The sequence below is a fragment of the Lentzea sp. NPDC055074 genome, assembly GCF_053608005.1.
Genome location: NZ_JBSGUQ010000008.1, coordinates 290,537 through 306,179 on the forward strand (window position 1 = coordinate 290,537; position 15,643 = coordinate 306,179).

15 protein-coding genes are annotated in these 15,643 nt (G+C 69.8%); 6 read left to right on the forward strand and 9 right to left on the reverse strand.

The window, feature by feature from the left end:
- Positions 1-20 precede the first annotated feature (20 nt).
- From ACWF7A_RS21075 to ACWF7A_RS21090, 4 genes are all read right to left on the reverse strand, one after another.
- On the reverse strand, positions 21-1,613 hold the full coding sequence (locus tag ACWF7A_RS21075; protein WP_452252144.1) for a glycoside hydrolase family 13 protein: 1,593 nt from the start codon (positions 1,611-1,613) through the stop codon (positions 21-23).
- Positions 1,614-1,670: 57 nt separating this feature from the next.
- Positions 1,671-2,054 carry a globin gene (locus ACWF7A_RS21080; protein WP_452252145.1) on the reverse strand — a complete coding sequence of 128 codons (384 nt, stop codon included), beginning with the start codon at positions 2,052-2,054 and terminating at the stop codon, positions 1,671-1,673.
- Between the two features lie 139 nt (positions 2,055-2,193).
- Entirely contained in the window at positions 2,194-3,075 is an 882-nt protein-coding gene (locus tag ACWF7A_RS21085; protein ID WP_452252196.1) for a mechanosensitive ion channel family protein, read from the reverse strand.
- A gap of 35 nt (positions 3,076-3,110) precedes the next feature.
- Entirely contained in the window at positions 3,111-5,207 is a 2,097-nt protein-coding gene (locus ACWF7A_RS21090; protein WP_452252146.1) for a prolyl oligopeptidase family serine peptidase, read from the reverse strand.
- 247 nt (positions 5,208-5,454) lie between these two features.
- Here ACWF7A_RS21090 and ACWF7A_RS21095 point away from each other — a divergent pair, with 247 nt between their 5' ends.
- Positions 5,455-6,027, forward strand: coding sequence for an HNH endonuclease (locus tag ACWF7A_RS21095; RefSeq protein ID WP_229693928.1), 573 nt, complete (start codon positions 5,455-5,457; stop codon positions 6,025-6,027).
- Positions 6,028-6,044: 17 nt separating this feature from the next.
- Here the strand turns inward: ACWF7A_RS21095 and ACWF7A_RS21100 are convergent, their stop codons facing one another.
- On the reverse strand, positions 6,045-6,416 hold the full coding sequence (locus ACWF7A_RS21100; RefSeq protein ID WP_452252147.1) for a DUF2345 domain-containing protein: 372 nt from the start codon (positions 6,414-6,416) through the stop codon (positions 6,045-6,047).
- Between the two features lie 303 nt (positions 6,417-6,719).
- On the opposite strand from ACWF7A_RS21100, the gene ACWF7A_RS21105 reads away from it, so the two are divergent.
- From ACWF7A_RS21105 to ACWF7A_RS21115, 3 genes are read left to right on the forward strand one after another with little or no spacing between them, the layout of a single operon-like run.
- Entirely contained in the window at positions 6,720-7,889 is a 1,170-nt protein-coding gene (locus tag ACWF7A_RS21105; RefSeq protein ID WP_452252148.1) for an MFS transporter, read from the forward strand.
- Positions 7,890-7,909: 20 nt separating this feature from the next.
- Positions 7,910-8,155, forward strand: a complete 246-nt coding sequence (gene ctaJ / locus ACWF7A_RS21110) for an aa3-type cytochrome oxidase subunit CtaJ (protein ID WP_319986738.1) — start codon at positions 7,910-7,912, stop codon at positions 8,153-8,155.
- Positions 8,142-8,615, forward strand: a complete 474-nt coding sequence (locus ACWF7A_RS21115) for a DUF5130 family protein (protein ID WP_452252149.1) — start codon at positions 8,142-8,144, stop codon at positions 8,613-8,615. Before ctaJ ends, ACWF7A_RS21115 begins: the two co-directional genes overlap by 14 nt.
- A gap of 41 nt (positions 8,616-8,656) precedes the next feature.
- Here the strand turns inward: ACWF7A_RS21115 and ACWF7A_RS21120 are convergent, their stop codons facing one another.
- The 4 genes from ACWF7A_RS21120 to pepN all read right to left on the reverse strand — a co-directional run bounded on the left by ACWF7A_RS21120 (position 8,657) and on the right by pepN (position 13,634).
- Positions 8,657-9,292 (reverse strand): GNAT family N-acetyltransferase, encoded by a 636-nt coding sequence (locus tag ACWF7A_RS21120; protein ID WP_452252150.1) that lies wholly within the window; start codon positions 9,290-9,292, stop codon positions 8,657-8,659.
- Complete coding sequence (locus ACWF7A_RS21125) at positions 9,289-9,705, reverse strand: GNAT family N-acetyltransferase (protein ID WP_452252151.1); 417 nt, start codon at positions 9,703-9,705, stop codon at positions 9,289-9,291. Before ACWF7A_RS21125 ends, ACWF7A_RS21120 begins: the two co-directional genes overlap by 4 nt.
- A complete protein-coding gene (locus ACWF7A_RS21130) occupies positions 9,702-10,997 on the reverse strand; it encodes a hypothetical protein (RefSeq protein WP_452252152.1) in 1,296 nt (431 codons plus the stop codon). The genes ACWF7A_RS21125 and ACWF7A_RS21130 overlap by 4 nt, the downstream gene beginning before the upstream one ends.
- A 75-nt stretch (positions 10,998-11,072) precedes the next feature.
- Positions 11,073-13,634, reverse strand: coding sequence for an aminopeptidase N (pepN, locus tag ACWF7A_RS21135; RefSeq protein WP_452252153.1), 2,562 nt, complete (start codon positions 13,632-13,634; stop codon positions 11,073-11,075).
- A 161-nt stretch (positions 13,635-13,795) separates the two neighbouring features.
- Here pepN and ACWF7A_RS21140 point away from each other — a divergent pair, with 161 nt between their 5' ends.
- Together ACWF7A_RS21140 and ACWF7A_RS21145 are read left to right on the forward strand one after the other, a co-directional pair.
- Positions 13,796-14,404, forward strand: coding sequence for a mycothiol-dependent nitroreductase Rv2466c family protein (locus tag ACWF7A_RS21140; protein ID WP_452252154.1), 609 nt, complete (start codon positions 13,796-13,798; stop codon positions 14,402-14,404).
- A gap of 56 nt (positions 14,405-14,460) precedes the next feature.
- Positions 14,461-15,297 (forward strand): DNA-3-methyladenine glycosylase family protein, encoded by an 837-nt coding sequence (locus ACWF7A_RS21145; RefSeq protein ID WP_452252155.1) that lies wholly within the window; start codon positions 14,461-14,463, stop codon positions 15,295-15,297.
- Positions 15,298-15,643 lie beyond the last annotated feature (346 nt).

Consider the following 15,643-nt stretch of genomic DNA (forward strand, 5'->3'; position numbering starts at 1 on the left):
CAGAGCGACTTCAGAGCGGCTCAGACGAGCCAGACGGCCGTGTCGGGTGGCAGCTGGTCGCCGTCCATCGGACCGGACGACAGCAGCACCTGGCCGGGCGGCAACGGCACGGACGCGCCCGAGGTGTTGAGGGCGCAGATCAGCCCGCCACCCTTGCGCCGGAACGCGAAGCAGCCGGCCGGGGCGCCGTACCACTCCAGCTCCTCACCGGCGAAGCCCGCGTTGGACTTCCGGTGCTCCAGCGCCTCGCGGTAGAGCGAGAGCATCGAGCCCGGGTCCTCCAGCTGCGCCTCGGCCGTGAGGTGGTCCCACTCGTTCGGCTGCGGCAGCCAGGTGTTCACGGCCGTCGAGAACCCGAACGGCGGGCTGGTGCCCTCCCACGGGATCGGCACGCGGCAGCCGTCACGGCCGCGCTCGGTGTGCCCGGAACGCTCCCAGGTCGGGTCCTGCAGGGCCCAGTCCGGCAGCTCCACGTTCGGCAGGCCGAGCTCTTCGCCGTTGTAGAGGTAGATGACACCCGGCAGCGCCAGCTCGACCAGCGTCATCGCGCGGGCCCGCTGCTCGCCCGCCGCACCGCCGCCGTACCGCGTCACGTGGCGCACCACGTCGTGGTTGGACAGCGTCCAGGTGGCGGGGGTGCCGGTCAGGGCTACGGCGCCGAGCGAGTGCTCGATGGCCGTGCGGACGGCGTCTGCGTCGAAGCCCGCCTCGACCAGCCGGAAGTTGAAGCCCAGGTGCAGCTCGTCGGGACGGACGTAGGCGGCGAAGCGCTCGTCGTCCTTCACCCAGATCTCGCCGACGGCCATGGTGCCGGGGTAGCCGTCCATGACCTTGCGGATCATGCGGTGGATCTCGTGCACGCCGTCGTTGTCGAACCGCGGGTCGTGCACGTCGTCGCTCAGCACACCGGGGACCTGCGTGCGGATCTCCATGTCCGGCAGGCCTTCCGGCTTGGCCATGCCGTGCGCCACGTCGATGCGGAAGCCGTCGACACCGCGGTCGAGCCAGAACCGCAGCGTCTGCTCCAGGTCGGCGCGGACCTCCGGGTGCTCCCAGTTGAGGTCGGGCTGCTCCGGCGCGAACAGGTGCAGGTACCACTGGCCGTCCGGCACGCGGGTCCACGCGGGGCCGCCGAAGACGGACACCCAGTTGTTCGGCGGCTGCGAGCCGTCGAAGCCGCGGCCCTCGCGGAAGATGTAGCGGGCGCGCTCCATGCTCCCGGGACCGGCCTGAAGGGCCTCCTGGAACCACACGTGGAGGTCGCTCGAGTGGTTCGGGACCAGGTCGACCGTCACCCGGATGTTGTGCTCGTGCGCGTCCGCGACCAGCCGGTCGAACGCGGCCAGGTCGCCGAACAACGGGTCCACGTCACGCGGGTCGGCCACGTCGTAGCCGTGGTCGGCCATCGGCGAGCGGTAGAACGGGGTGAGCCACAGGGCGTCCACCCCGAGCAGCTCCAGGTAGCCGAGGCGGGAGCGGATGCCGTCCAGGTCGCCGACGCCGTCGCCGTTGGAGTCGGCGAAGGAGCGCACGTACACCTGGTAGAAGACGGCGTCACGCCACCAGGCGGACTCTTCGGCGATCTCGGGGCTGAGGTCGGAGGATCGTCGCACGGGGGGTCATCCTGCCATTCGTCTCGCTGCTAAAGGACCCGATCGGGTGATGGTCGGTCAGGACAGGCTGTTCATCAGACTGTTCGCCGCCATCTCCATGTAGTCCCAGAGCTGCTTGCGGTGAGCCTCGTCCAAGCCGGCCTCGTCGACGGCGATCCTCATGCAGCGCAGCCACGCGTCCCGCTCGATCGGACCGATCTTGAACGGCACGTGGCGCATCCGCAGCCTCGGGTGGCCCCGGTTGTCCGAGTAGGTGTGGGGGCCGCCCCAGTACTGCATCAGGAACAGCCGCAGCCGCTCCTCCGCAGGTCCGAGGTCCTCTTCGGGGTACAGGGGGAGGAGGATCTCGTCGGACTTCACCTCTTTGTAGAAGCGCGCGACGATGCGGTGGAACGTCTCCTCGCCACCGACCTGTTCGAAGAAGCTCACGGGGTTTCCCACACACCCATCCTGACTCACGCGGGCCACCGCGCGCAGGCCGCCCCGGCTGTTGGGGGGTCATAGGGGTGTGAACTGGCAGGACGCCGGATGATCACTGTCTCGAATGGGTGTTCTAACTCACCCGGCGCCCGCGTTTGAGCTACTTCGCGGTGAAGCCGGCTTCCTCGAGGGCCGGCATCAGTTGGGCGCGCAGGTTGCGCTGGACCGCCCACTGACGGCCGGGGCGCGTCTTCACGGTGACCCGCAGGGTGATGCCCTCCGGCGTGAACTTCTCGACGCCGAGCACCTCGGGCTTCGCCGTGATGTCCGCCTTCAGCGGGTCCTTGTCGGCGACCTCGCGGACCGTGCGGTCGAGCACCTGGGTGGCCTCGGCGAGGTTCGCGCCGTAGCTCAGCGGCAGGTCGACGACGGCGACCGCGAAGCCCTGCGACGAGTTGCCGACGCGCAGGATCTCGCCGTTGCGGACGTACCAGACGGTGCCGCCCGTGTCCCGGATCGTGGTGGTGCGCAGCGCGACGGCCTCGACGGTGCCGGTCGCGGGACCCAGGTCGACGACGTCGCCGACGCCGTACTGGTCCTCCAGCAGCATGAACATGCCGGCGAGGAAGTCCTTCACCAGGTTCTGGGCGCCGAAACCGATGGCGACGCCCAGGATGCCCGCGGAGGTCAGCACCGGCGTGATGTCGAGCTTCACCACGATCAGGACCTCGAGGAACGCGATTCCGAAGATCAGGATCGTGACGATCGACTTCAGCACCGAGCCGATCGTGCGGGCGCGCTGCTCGCGGCGCTCGGAGATGAGGTTCCCGAGCGCCTGCGGAGCGCGTTCCCGCAACGGCTTGAGCAGGCCCGGCTTCTTGCCTTCCTTGCCGGGCGTCGTGATCCGGTCGATGACCTTGCGGAGCATGGCCCTGATCACGAACGCGGCGATCAGGATCAGGACGATCTTGATGCCGCCCGCGATGATGTCGGGGCCGTACTTCTCGAAGAAGCCGACCGCCTGGGCGGTCCTGTTCTCGATGTCATCCACGGGACTGGTCACGTGGTCGTGCCCTCCTACAACTCCATGCCGGTGGCATTCGCGAGAAACGTCAGCTGGTCCACGGCGAGAGCCACCGTCCGGCTGACCGACCGGCCCGCGTGACCGACCTCGGTCTCGCGGCGGATCAGCACGGGGTGCTTGGTCGGATCACTTGACGAAGCGTGCTGCAGAGCTGCGCACATCTTCCTGGCGTGGTTGGGGTCCACACGAGAATCCGACTCGAACACCGTGAACAAGACCGAAGGGTACTCAACGTCCGTTACCACTCGGTGATAAGGCGAGTAGGAGAGCAGCCAGCCCAGTTCCTCGGAAACGCTTGCGCTGCCGTACTCGTCGGCCCACAACCGTCCGAGCAGGAACTTCTCGTAGCGCACCATGTCGAGCAGTGGCGCTGAGCACACCACGGCCGCGTAGAGCTCCGGGCGCTGGGTCAGCGCGGCGCCCACGAGCAGGCCTCCGTTGGAGCCTCCCATGATCGACAGCTGCTGCGGCGTCGTCCACCCGTCGCGCACCAGGCGCTCCGCCGCGGCGTGGAAGTCGTCGAACACGTTCTGCTTGTTGGCGCGCATGCCGCCGACGTGCCAGTCCTCGCCCTCCTCGTCGCCGCCGCGCAACGACACGTGCACCCACACGCCGCCCGCCTCGACCCATGCGAGCGTGGTCGCGCTGTAGCCGGGGCCGCGGCCGATCGCGAAACCGCCGTAGCCGGTGAGCAGCGCCGGACGGGGCAGGTCGGGCTTCTGCTCCCCGCTGACGACGAACATCCGGACCGTCGTGCCGTCCTTGGACTCGTACGCGATCTGCTGCGTCGTCACGGTCGGCAGCTCGACCCGGCCCGGCGCGGCCTCGTGCAGCACCGTCTCCCCGGTGGCCTTCGAGTACCGGAACACCGACTGCGGCGTCACGAAGTCCGTCCACCCGAACCACAGCGTGTCCTGGTCGTGGGTGGTCAGCGCGTCCACAACGGACATGCCGTGCAGCGAACCCGTGCCCGGCAGCGGGATCTCCCGCTGGTGCGCGCCCGTCGCGGCGTCGTGCAGGTGCAGCTCGGACACCGCGTGCCGGGTGCGCAGGACGACCAGGTCGCCGTTCAGCCAGCGCACGCCGTCGAGGACCGAGTCCGGCTCCTCGGCGATGAGCTCGGTCCACTCGGTGGGGCGCTCGGGGTCGGCCACGCAGAGCCGCTGCCGGGGCGCGCCGTGGTTGGTGTGCAGGTAGAGCCTGCCGTCGCGGGCGACCGACGCCGAGCACTGCACGCCCGCCTCGGTCAGGACCACCGGCTTGAGCTCGCTGTCGCCGTGCAGGTCCGCGATCCAGACGGAGTCGTGCTTGAGCGTGCTGGGCGCGCCGCTCACGACCAGCCAGCGGCCGTCGTGCGAGACGTTCAGCGAGTAGTAGAAGGTGGGCGCCTCGGCGTCGCCGTGCACGTTGAGGTCGGTCTCCGGGTCCGTGCCGACTCGGTGACGCCACACGCGCCGGTGGAACAGCTTCTCGTCCTCGGGCAGCAGCGCCGGGTCGAGCTGGCGCACGTAGTAGAACTCGTCGCCGCCCGGAAGCCAGCCGATGGAGGAGTAGCGGCACCGGTCGATCGGGCCCTCGACGAGCTCGCCCGTCGTCACGTCCAGGACGTGCAGCAGCGAGTGCTCGTTGCCGCCCACGGACACCTGGTAGGCGAGGCGCTCGCCTTCGAGGCTGGGGGACCAGCCGTCCAGGGTGGTCGCGCCGGACGGGTCGAGCGCGCTCACGTCGAGCAGCACGCGTTCGGTGCCGTCGGTCTCGCGCACCACGACGACGGGGTGGTCCTGCTCGGGGCCGCGGCGGGTGAAGAACGCCCTGCCCGCGCGCCAGGCCGGCGTGGACACCGAACCCGTCCGCATCAGCTCCTCGAGACGGTCGCCCAGGCGTGCGCGGCCGGGCATCGCGTCCAACCAGGAGCGTGCGAGCACGTCCTGCGCCTGCGACCACTCCGCGGTGCGGGGGTCTGCCGTGTCCTCGAGCCAGCGGTAGGGATCGGCGACGTCGCGCCCGTGGAGCTGCTCGGTGAGGTTTAGCCGCTCGGCGATCGGGTAGGTGATCGTCGCAGGCAGTGGGGTGGAGGGTGCCTCTGTCACCTTGTCAAGGGTAGCGGGCTCTTGAAAACCATCTCCGATAGGCGTTCGTTCACCCCAGGTTGGATCACGCATCCGTGACACGTCACTTATCACACGTGATTTTTTCCTGGTAAGTGTGGTCTCCTATGGCTGAACCGGTGGAGGTGGTCGCGTGCCAGACCGACAACCGACCCCTATCGGCGGCTCGCTGCACGGCGAGGCTGCGCCGACGGTCCCCCCATGCCGAAATCAGCCCGAGCTGCGGGTCGTGCCGGATGGGGATCGAGATGGGGGAGGGCCCGGTCCGACGCCGGCTGTTTTCCCCTGGGGAAGACGCAAGGTCCTGCTGCTGAACGCCACGTTCGAGCCGCTCACGGCGTTGTCACTGCGCCGGGCGGTCGTCCTCGTGGTCTGCGGGAAAGCCGAAGTCGTGCACGGAGACGCCTCCGGGCTGGTGCTGCACTCGTCGAAGTCCGAGGTGCTCGTGCCGTCCGTGATCCGGCTGAGCTCCTACGTGCGAGTTCCTTATCGCGGCCGCGTGCCGATGACCCGTGCCGGGCTCATGCACCGCGACCGTTATCGCTGCGCCTACTGCGGCGGGCGGGCCGAGACGATCGACCACGTCGTGCCGCGCTCGCGTGGCGGACCTCACACCTGGACCAACTGCGTCGCCTGCTGTGCGAAGTGCAACCACCGCAAGGCGGACAAGCTGCTGTCCGAGCTGGGCTGGCGGCTGCGCGTTGTTCCGGCGGCGCCGCGGGGCCCGCACTGGCGGTTGCTCGCCGGGGTGGCCGAGGCTGATCCGCAGTGGTTGCCGTACCTGGGTGAACCGGCGGCCTGAGCCGGCTTTCGGAGGGTTCAGGCCGCGAGGGAGAAGTCGTTCCGGCGTGCCGTGATGCGGACGCTGTCGTCGTGCGCCGTGATGCGCACGGAGTCGTCCATGGTGATGCGGACGCTGTCGTCGTGCGCCGTGATGCGGACGCTGTCGTCCATCGTGATGCGCACCGAGTCGTCGTGCGCGGTGATGCGCACCGAGTCGTCCATCGTGATGCGGACGCTGTCGTCGTGCGCCGTGATGCGGACGCTGTCGTCGTGCGCCGTGATGCGGACGCTGTCGTCCATCGTGATGCGCACGGAGTCGCGGGCGGTGATGCGCACCGAATCGGACGCGGTGATCCGAACGGAGTCGTCCATCGTGATCCGGACGGAGTCACTGGCGGTGATACGCACTGAATCGTCCTTGTACTTCGGAAGAGTGAAGGTCACGGCCTGGGGGCGGGTCATCGTGAACATTTTGTGTCCTCCAGCTCGCTCGGGGCGGGTGCGCAAGACCCGTATAGGTGAAAAGCTAAGAGGTGGGTGTTCCGGGAACAAGACCCCAAACCGGCACCCGTTCGCCGCCGACCGGGTGAGGCCTGACCGGGTGTAACCGCTGCGCCGCACGAGAGCACTCGTTGGCCTTACTGGCCGGTATGGACACGCTCTGTAGCGTGCAATCCGATGGAACGTGACATGCGTCATACGGCAAAAGGCGTGCACGGACGGGGTTTCCGAGCGCTCACCAGGGCTTGGGCGGTGTCGCTCGTGGGCGACGGCGTGCGCGTCGTCGCGTTGCCCTTGTTCGCGGCCGCGAGCACCCGCAGCCCGCTCGCCGTCTCGGCCGTCGCCGTCGCGCTCACGTTGCCCTGGTTGCTCGTCGCGCTGCCCGCTGGGGCCCTTGTGGACCGCTGGAGACCACGAACCGTTGTCGTCGTGGCACATTGGGTGCGCGCCGGGGTGACCGGTTCGCTCGCCCTGGCCGTCCACACCGGACACGCCACGGTCGTCGTCTTGTGCGCCACGGCTTTCGTGCTGACCTCCGCGGAGACGTTCGCGGACTCGGCCTCCCAGGTGCTGCTCGTGGAACTCGCGGGGCCCGGCGACCTGGAGGCGGCCAACGGCCGGTTCGTGGCGGTCGAGACCGTCGGCATGGACCTGGCCGGCCCGCTGGCCGCCGCGGCGCTCTTCTGGTGGGCCCCGGCGGCCTGCTTCGTCCTCGACGCGCTCTCGTTCGTCGTCGCGGCGGTGTTCGTCTCGCGTGTGCCGGACGTCGCTCCCGAACGCTCCGGAGGTGATCTTCGCGGACAGCTCGCCCAGGGCGCGCGGTTCCTCGTGCGGACCCCTGGCCTGCGGTCACTGGTAGTTGCCGTTGCAATCACAGCGATCTGCGCGGCCGCGATCAACGCCATGCTGGCGCTCTACTCCATCCAGGTACTCGGCCTCGCCGAACCGGTGGTTCCGCTGCTCGTCGTGTGCATGGCGGCGGGTGCTCTGCTAGGCGCCTGGGCGTCCCCCAGACTCGCGGCGCGCTGGGGTGCCGGCCGGGTCATGGCCGCGTTCCTGCTGCTGCTCGGCGCCGGATTCGCGGTGTTCGGCCTCACATCGTGGCTGACCTTGGCGTTGTTCGCGTGCGCGGTCTTCGGCCTGGCGTCCGCAGGCTGGAACGTGCTGTCCGCGACCCGGCGGCAACGGCTCACGCCCGGCCCGATGATGGGCCGCGTGACCAGCGCTTACCGGGTGCTCGCCTGGGGCCTGTCGCCCCTGGGCGCGGGGCTCGCCGGACCGCTCGCGGACGCGACGTCGCTCGGCACCGTCTACGTCGTGGCGGGCTCGATAGTGGGAATGACCGCGATCTTGCTGGCCCGGCCGCTCGTGCGCGGCTGAGTTCGGCTACCGTACCCGCCGTGACCATCGTGGAGACCGTTCTCGTCTTCGCGCTGATCCCGCTGGCCATTTACGGCGTGATCACGCTGCTGACGGTGAGGCCAAAGGCCACCCGGATTCCCCGGTACCGGCCCGGCCAGGAGTGGGGCTACGCCCCGGTGTGGTGGAGCGCGAACCCGGCTGGGTTGAGCGCGGAGCACCACAGCGCCGCCGAGTCCGGTACCTCGGGCTCGACCGCCAAGGGAGGCGCACGTGGCAACTGGTAAGGCGATCGAGGCCGTCGACCCGTCGACGCTGCCGCTCGGTGCTGTCGTGACGAACAGCGGTCGTGTGTCCGCGGCGAAGATGTACGAGCCGCACGCGCCGGACCTGCCGTTCACGCCCTCCCAGCTCGCGCAGCTGGACGAGGCGCTGACGCTCTCCAGCCGCAGCACGGGCCTCGACTTCAGCGTGTACCTGGGTGAGCTCGGGGCGAACGCGCACGAGCGCGCGCAGGAGCTGCACGGCTCCACCGAGCGTCCGTCGCACCACGTCCTCGTGGCCGTGTCGCCGGGCGAGCGCGTCGTCGAGATCGTGACGGGCGAGGAGTCGCACCGCCGTCTCGCCGACCGAGGTGCCAAGCTCGCGGTGATGAGCATGGTGGCGTCCTTCAAGGAGGGCGACCTCGCGGGCGGCCTCGTGTCGGGCCTGCGCATGCTGACCGACCAGGCGGGCAACCGTTCCTGATCTTCTTCTGAACGCCCCCGGCACGCCGCCGGGGGCGTTTTTCACGCGCTGACGTCGTTGCGGGCCACCACGAGGTCCGAGATCTTCTCCCAGCCGAGGCTGCGGTAGAGGTGGATGCCGTCCGTCGACGAGAACAGCAACCCCGTCGTCGCGCCGTCGGCCACCGCCTCGCGCACGAGAGTGCCCATCACGACGCTGCCGAGCCCGCGCCGCCGGTGCGCCTCCGCGGTCTCGATGCGATGCGCGACGGCGTCCTGCCCGACGACGGCCATTAGCCCGCTGGCCGCCACCTCGCCGTTCGCGAGCACGCGGACGCTGATCACCGGGTCTCTGGTCACCTCCACCGAGTAGCCGGCGGGTGGTTCGGGGAACGGGTGGCCGGCGAGCGGGCGCCGCATGAACGTCTCGTCCGGGCGTGCCACGACGAGCCCGGCCGCCTCGACCTCCTCGGCCACCTTCCGCGGCGAGTGCGTGGGAACGCTGAGCCAGCTCGGTTCCGCGGTGGCGGCGACGATCCCGGCCAGCGCGGCGACCTCCGCGTCGTCCGTGGCGATCCACTCGAACATCCGCTTCGACCGGTTCACGTGGACGACCAGGTGGCCGTCACGCCACTGGGACGTCAGCCCGTCGGCCGTGATCCAGCCGCGGTGCCAGCGCTCCACCAGTTCACCGATCATGCTTTCCTCTCGCCGTTGGCCGCGATCACGACGTCGGAGATCGTGTCCCAGCCCAGTTTCCGGTACAGGTGCAGGCCGTCCGGGGTGGCGAACAGCAGCCCTTCGCTCGCCCCGGCCTTGACCGCCTCCCTCGCCAGCACACCCATCACGACGCTGCCTAGCCCACGCCGCCGGTGCTCGGGTCTCGTCGCGATCCGGTGCGGCACAGCGTCTTCGCCCACCACGGCGATCAGGCCGCTCGCCGCCTCCTCGCCCTCGAAGGTCACCACGACCTCGATCACGTCGTCCTCCGGCCTCACGCGCACCGAGTAGCCGTCGGGAGGTTTCGGTGCGGGGTGGTCGAAGAGGCCGCGTCGCATGAACGTCTCCCGTCCGCGCGCGACCAGTCCGGCCTGCTCGACCACATGGGTCACCCGTCCGGCGAGTCCGTCGCCACCGTCAGCCAGGTCGGCACGGACTGGAGCTCGACGTCCTCGGCGTGCTGCGACACGTTCGCGTCACCGGCGAGGATCCGTTCCTCCTCCCGGCCGGGCAGATCGGCCCAGACGTGCCAGTTGTCCAGCAGGTCGTGGGGTTCGACCTGCTCCGCCCTGGCCCAGCCGGCGATCCAGCGGTCGACGAACGCGCCGAGCTCCACGCACCGGTCGAGGCGGTCGGCCAGGTCCGGTGTGGACGATTCCAGCACCACGTCGACCCCGTTGCGCCGCAGGTTCTTCAGCAGTCCGAGGAAGTAGCCGGGCATCGCCTGGAACGCCACGCCCGGTTCGTGCCACACGAGCGTGATGCCCGGCACGAACCACCACTCCTCGTACATCCCGGTGATGGCGTAGACGCTGCCCAGGAACCGGCCGGGCCCCACCAGCGCCTCGCTCAGCGCGAGGTGCAGGCCGAACTCGTCCGTGGCGTGGCTGCCGTCGACGTGGTGCACTCCGGCCGTGGGACGCGTGCGCGGTGCTTTTGCGGCGATCTCGTTCCACCACATGCGGCCCTCGGGGCTCAGCGGCGCCCACAGGTTCCGTTCCGCCGGAACGCCTTCCATCCAGACGCGCCACGCACCTCGCGCGGCCGGGGTGGGGCGTTGGCCCACCACCCAGTCGTCGCTGTAGCGGGACTGGTCGAGCACGACGTCGAAGAGGCCTTCACCGGCAGCGGACTCGCACACCGACGCGACGTCCAGCGCGACACCGGCGTGCGTCACGACCCGTCCGTCGCGGTCCAGCGCGCGCAGCCCCACGTACGGTCCTCGTTCGGCATCGGGCTCGGCAGGGCGGATGCGGCCGGGGTTGTCGCAGCCGATGAGCGTCACCGGCGGCCAGACGTTCTCGAAAGAACGCGGAAACCCTTCCACGACACGGCATGTGCCGGTTTCGCGAAGGTCCTTGTAGAGAGTGTAGGTCGGTGCGGTGCGGAAGTCGCCGTCGATCAGCTGGGTCACGCAGGCGCTGGCGACGAGATCACCGCCGGGCAGTTCGGCGTGCACGACCAGATCGGCCAGGAGCCACCACTGCGAGCCGGAGATGCCGAGGTGGAAGTCGCCCGTGAGCTCGGTCACCGCGGCCGTGCAGCCGCGCAGCACCAGCCGTTCGCGCTCGGGCGCCACGGGGTCGGCGAACAGACCGTCGACGTCCACGACCCGGGCCAGCACCTCGTCGACGAACTCGCCGTCCACGAGCCACCAGCGCACGACCTCGTAGCGAAACCTCACGGGACCTCCCCAGGAGACGCTAACGCGAAAGCCCCGCAACGCGCGAACACATTGCGGGGCTTCACGAGCACTACGTCAGGAGCGGTCGAACTCCTGCGCGGCCAAGGCCCGCACGATGCCCGCGCGACCCTCGGACACCAGGCGGCGCAGGGCGGGCGGGTGCTCGTCGGCCAGCCACGCGTCGGCGGCATCCACAGTGGACCTCGCGATCGACCACGCCGGGAACATGCCCACGACCATCGACTGCGCGCGTTCGGAGGTGCGGCGGTCCCACACGCCCTTCACGTCGCGGAAGTAGCGCTCGACGTACGGCGCGAGCAGCTCCTTCTGGCCGGGGTGCGAGATGCCCGCGATGATCGCCTCGCTGACCGCGTTGGGCAGGTCGTCGTCGTTCACCGCCCGGTCCCAGGCCTCGTCCTTGGCCTCGGTCGTCGGGCGCAGCGCGCGGGTGGACTGGGCGCGGCGGTGACCGGTGGAGGTCGGGTCGCGCTCCTCCTCGGCCGTGATCTCCGCCAGGTCCGCCTTGCCGTGCGCGACGAGAGCCTGCAGCAGACGCCAGCGCAGGTCGGTGTCGACCTCCAGGCCCTCGAGGCCTGCGGAACCGTCGTACCAGCCGCGCAGGACGTCCACAGTGGAGTCGTCGAGCACCGACGACGCCAGCGCGTTCACGAACGCCAGCTGGTGGTCGGAGCCCGGCTCGGCCGCCTGCGCCAGCTCCAGCGCCTTCGCGACGAACCGGCGCCAGCCCTCGGCGCGCCACGAGTCGTCCGCGTAGGACGACAGCGAGGTCTGCGCCTGCAGCAGAAGCCGTTGCACCACACCGACCTCGGTCTCGGAGCCGAGGCCGCCGAGCACGAGGTTCACGAAGTCGCGGGCCTTCAGCTCGGCCTCGCGCGTCATCTCCCACGCGGCCGACCAGCACAGCGTGCGCGGCAGCGGCTCGGCGATGTCGGAGATGTGGTCGATCAGCGCGGCCAGCGAGTCCGGGTCGAGGCGCATCGTGCAGTACGTCAGGTCGTCGTCGTTAACCAGCACGATCTTGCCGCGGTGCACGCCGACGAGTTCGGGGACCTCGGTGCGGTCACCCGTCACGTCCAGCTCGTGGCGGTGCGTGCGGACGAGCTTGCCCGAGCCGTCGTCGTCGTAGACGCCGATCGCGATGCGGTGCGTGCGCAGCTCGCCGGCACCCGGACGCGCGCCGCCCTGCAGCACGGCGAACTCGGTGAACCTGCCCTGCGCGTCCACGGTGAACTTGGGGCGCAACAGGTTCAGGCCCGTCGTCTCCAGCCACTGCGCGCTCCACCACGACAGGTCGCGGCCCGACGCCTCCTCCAGCGCACCGAGCAGGTCGGCCAGCGTGGCGTTGCCCCAGGCGTGCTTGGCGAAGTAGACCCGCAGGCCCGCCAGGAAGTTCTCCAGCCCGACGTACGCGACGAGCTGCTTGAGCACCGACGCGCCCTTGGCGTACGTGATGCCGTCGAAGTTGACCTCGACCGCCTGCACGTCCGAGATGTCGGCGGCGACGGGATGCGTGGACGGCAGCTGGTCTTGCCTGTACGCCCACGACTTCTCGATCTTCGCGAACGTCGTCCAGGCCTGGCGGTACTCGGTGGCCTCGGCCTGCGCGAGCACGGACGCCCAGGTGGCGAACGACTCGTTCAGCCACAGGTCGTCCCACCAGCGCATGGTCACCAGGTCGCCGAACCACATGTGCGCCATCTCGTGCAGCACGGTCTCGGCGCGGCGCTCGTAGAGGTAGCGGGTGACGCGGCTGCGGAAGACGTAGTCCTCGAGGAACGTGACGCAGCCCGCGTTCTCCATCGCACCCGCGTTGAACTCCGGAACGAAGCACTGGTCGTACTTGCCGAACGGGTACTGCACGCCGAACGCCTTGTGGAAGAACCCGAAGCCCTGCTTGGTCTCCGTGAACAGCCGCTCGTGGTCCATGTGAGGAGCGAGCGAGGCGCGGCAGTAGATGCCGAGCGGGATCTTGAAGTCACCCTCGACGAACTCGTCGCGCCACTCGGCGTACGGGCCGGCGACCAGGGCCACGATGTAGGTCGACATCGGCTTGGTGGTGGCGAACGTGTGCACGTCCGAACCGCCCTCGCCGTCCTCGGTGGCGGTGATCTCGCCGTTCGAGATGACCTTCCAGTCGTGCGGCGCCGTCACCTTCATCGAGTAGACGGACTTGAGGTCGGGCTGGTCGAAGCACGCGAACATGCGCTTGGCGTCCGCGGTCTCGAACTGGGAGTACAGGTACACACCGCCGTCGACCGGGTCGACGAAGCGGTGCAGGCCCTCGCCGGTGTTCATGTACCGGCAGTCGGCCTCGATGGTGAGCTCGTTGGTCTCCGCGAGGTCCGGCAGGGGTACGCCGTCCTCCTCGCGGTACCCGGAGACGTCGAGTTCGCTTCCGTTGAGCACAGCGCGGTGCACGGTCGCCGCCACGATGTCGATCCACGAGGAAGCACCCGGAGTCCGGCTGCGGAACACCACGGTGGTGGTGGAGCGGAACGTGTCCGTACCCGGCTTTCCGCCGCCGTCGGTCAGGTCCAGCTCGATCCGGTAGGACTCCACTTCCAGCAGCTCAGCACGGTCCTGAGCCTGGTCGCGGGTGAGGTTGGGCGCGGCCACTGGTCACCTCGTCTGCCACGCGTGTGGTTACGCGCTGACGTCGTCGGGAATGGTTATGACTCCCGCATCCAATCACGGAACCGGCGTGCGGGAAGAGATGACAGGGTGATCTCGTTGGGCTGATGGGGCGATAACCGCTCACAGTGACTTAAGGGGCACGCATGACCGACAAGGCGAAGGTCGACTTCTACTTCGACCCTCTCTGCCCGTTCGCCTGGATCTCCTCCCGCTGGATCCTCGAAGTGGAGAAGGTCCGCGACATCGACCTGAGCTTCCACGTGATGAGCCTCGCGGTGCTGAACGAGGGCCGTGACCTGCCCGAGCAGTACAAGGAGCTCATGACCAAGGGCTGGGGCCCGGTCCGGGTGGCGATCGCCGCGGAGCAGAAGTTCGGCAACGAGGTGCTGCCGAAGCTGTACACGGCGCTGGGCACGCGCATCCACAACGAGAAGAACCAGGACTTCGACGAGGTCATCAAGCTGGCCCTGGCCGACGCCGACCTGCCGGCCGAGCTCGCCGAGGCCGCCACCTCGACCGAGTACGACGAGGAGCTCAGGGCGTCGCACCACCGCGGCATGGACCCGGTCGGCATGGAGGTCGGCACCCCGACCATCCACATCGACGGCGTCGCCTTCTTCGGCCCGGTGCTGACGAAGATCCCGCGGGGCGAGGAAGCCGGCAAGATCTACGACGGCGCGCAGCTGCTCGCGAGCTACCCGTACTTCTTCGAGCTCAAGCGGACCCGGACGGGTGAACTCGACTTCAGCTGAGGCCCTGGCGCCTTCGCCTCGGTTTTCTGTCAGGGGTGCCCACTAGCGTCATCCGCGTGGCACACCGAGTCGAAATCGCAGTTCAGGGCCCCTGGTCGTTGGCGACGTCCAGGGCGTTCTGGGAGGGCTTCACGCCCTCCGCACTGCCCGCGCGCGAGGGAGGGGCGCTGCGGGCGACGTTCCTGGTCGAGGGCGAGTGGCGCCGTGCCGAGGTCTCCGTGACCCAGCGCGGCGCCACTGCCGTTCTGTCCCTGTCCGGCCCCGGCGACCTGGACCGGGCGGCAGCCCAGGTGTGCCGCTTCCTGTCGCTGGACGTGGACGGCCGAGCCTGGCCGGAAGTCGGCTTGCGCGACCCGGTCATCGCAGCGGCCCAGGCTGCCTTACCCGGCTTGCGGCCGTGCGGCTTCTACTCGCCGTACGAGGCGGCGGCGTGGTCGGTGCTGGCGCAGCGAATCCGCATGTCACAAGCCTCCGCGTTGAAGGCCTCGCTGCTGCGCGACGGAGTCTTCCCCACACCCGCGGAGCTCCTGGCCCTGGACCTCGACCTGCCAGGCCGCAAACCCGAGTACCTGCGGGCGGTGGCCGAGGCGGCCCTGGACGGACTGCTGGACTGCGTGACGCTGCGCGCGATGAAGCCCGCCGCCGCGGTGCTGGCGGTGCAGCAGGTCAAGGGGCTGGGTCCGTTCGCGGCCGAGCTGGTGGTGCTGCGCGGGGCCAACGCCCCGGATGCGGTGCCGCACAACGAGTCCCGGCTGACCGACGAGGTCGCGGAGCGGTACGGACGGCCGTTGGCCGAGGTGTCGGAGGCTTGGCGGCCCTTCCGGACCTGGGCGGCGGTGCATCTCCGGGTGCTGCGGGAGCGGCGGCTGGGAGGTGAGCTGGCGTCGGCTTGAGCGTCGGCTTCGCCTCGACTCGACTCGCCTCGCCTCGCCTCGCCTCGACACGCCTCGCCTCGCCTCGCCTCGACACGCCTCGCCTCGACACGCCTTGCCTCGCCTCACCTCGACTCGCCATGCCTCGACTCGCCACGCCACGCCACGCCACGCCTCGACTCGCCTCGACACGACACGCCTCGACTCGACTTGCCGCCAGCCCAGCTCCTGGTACCGCACTGCTGTGCCAACTCGCCGCCCACCAGCCCACCGCCACCCGTCCTCACCGCCCCGCGGCCCACCCCTCACCGCCCGCAGCCTGCGGCCCTCGGCCCTCGGCCCTCGGCCACCGGCCACCGACCCGCGG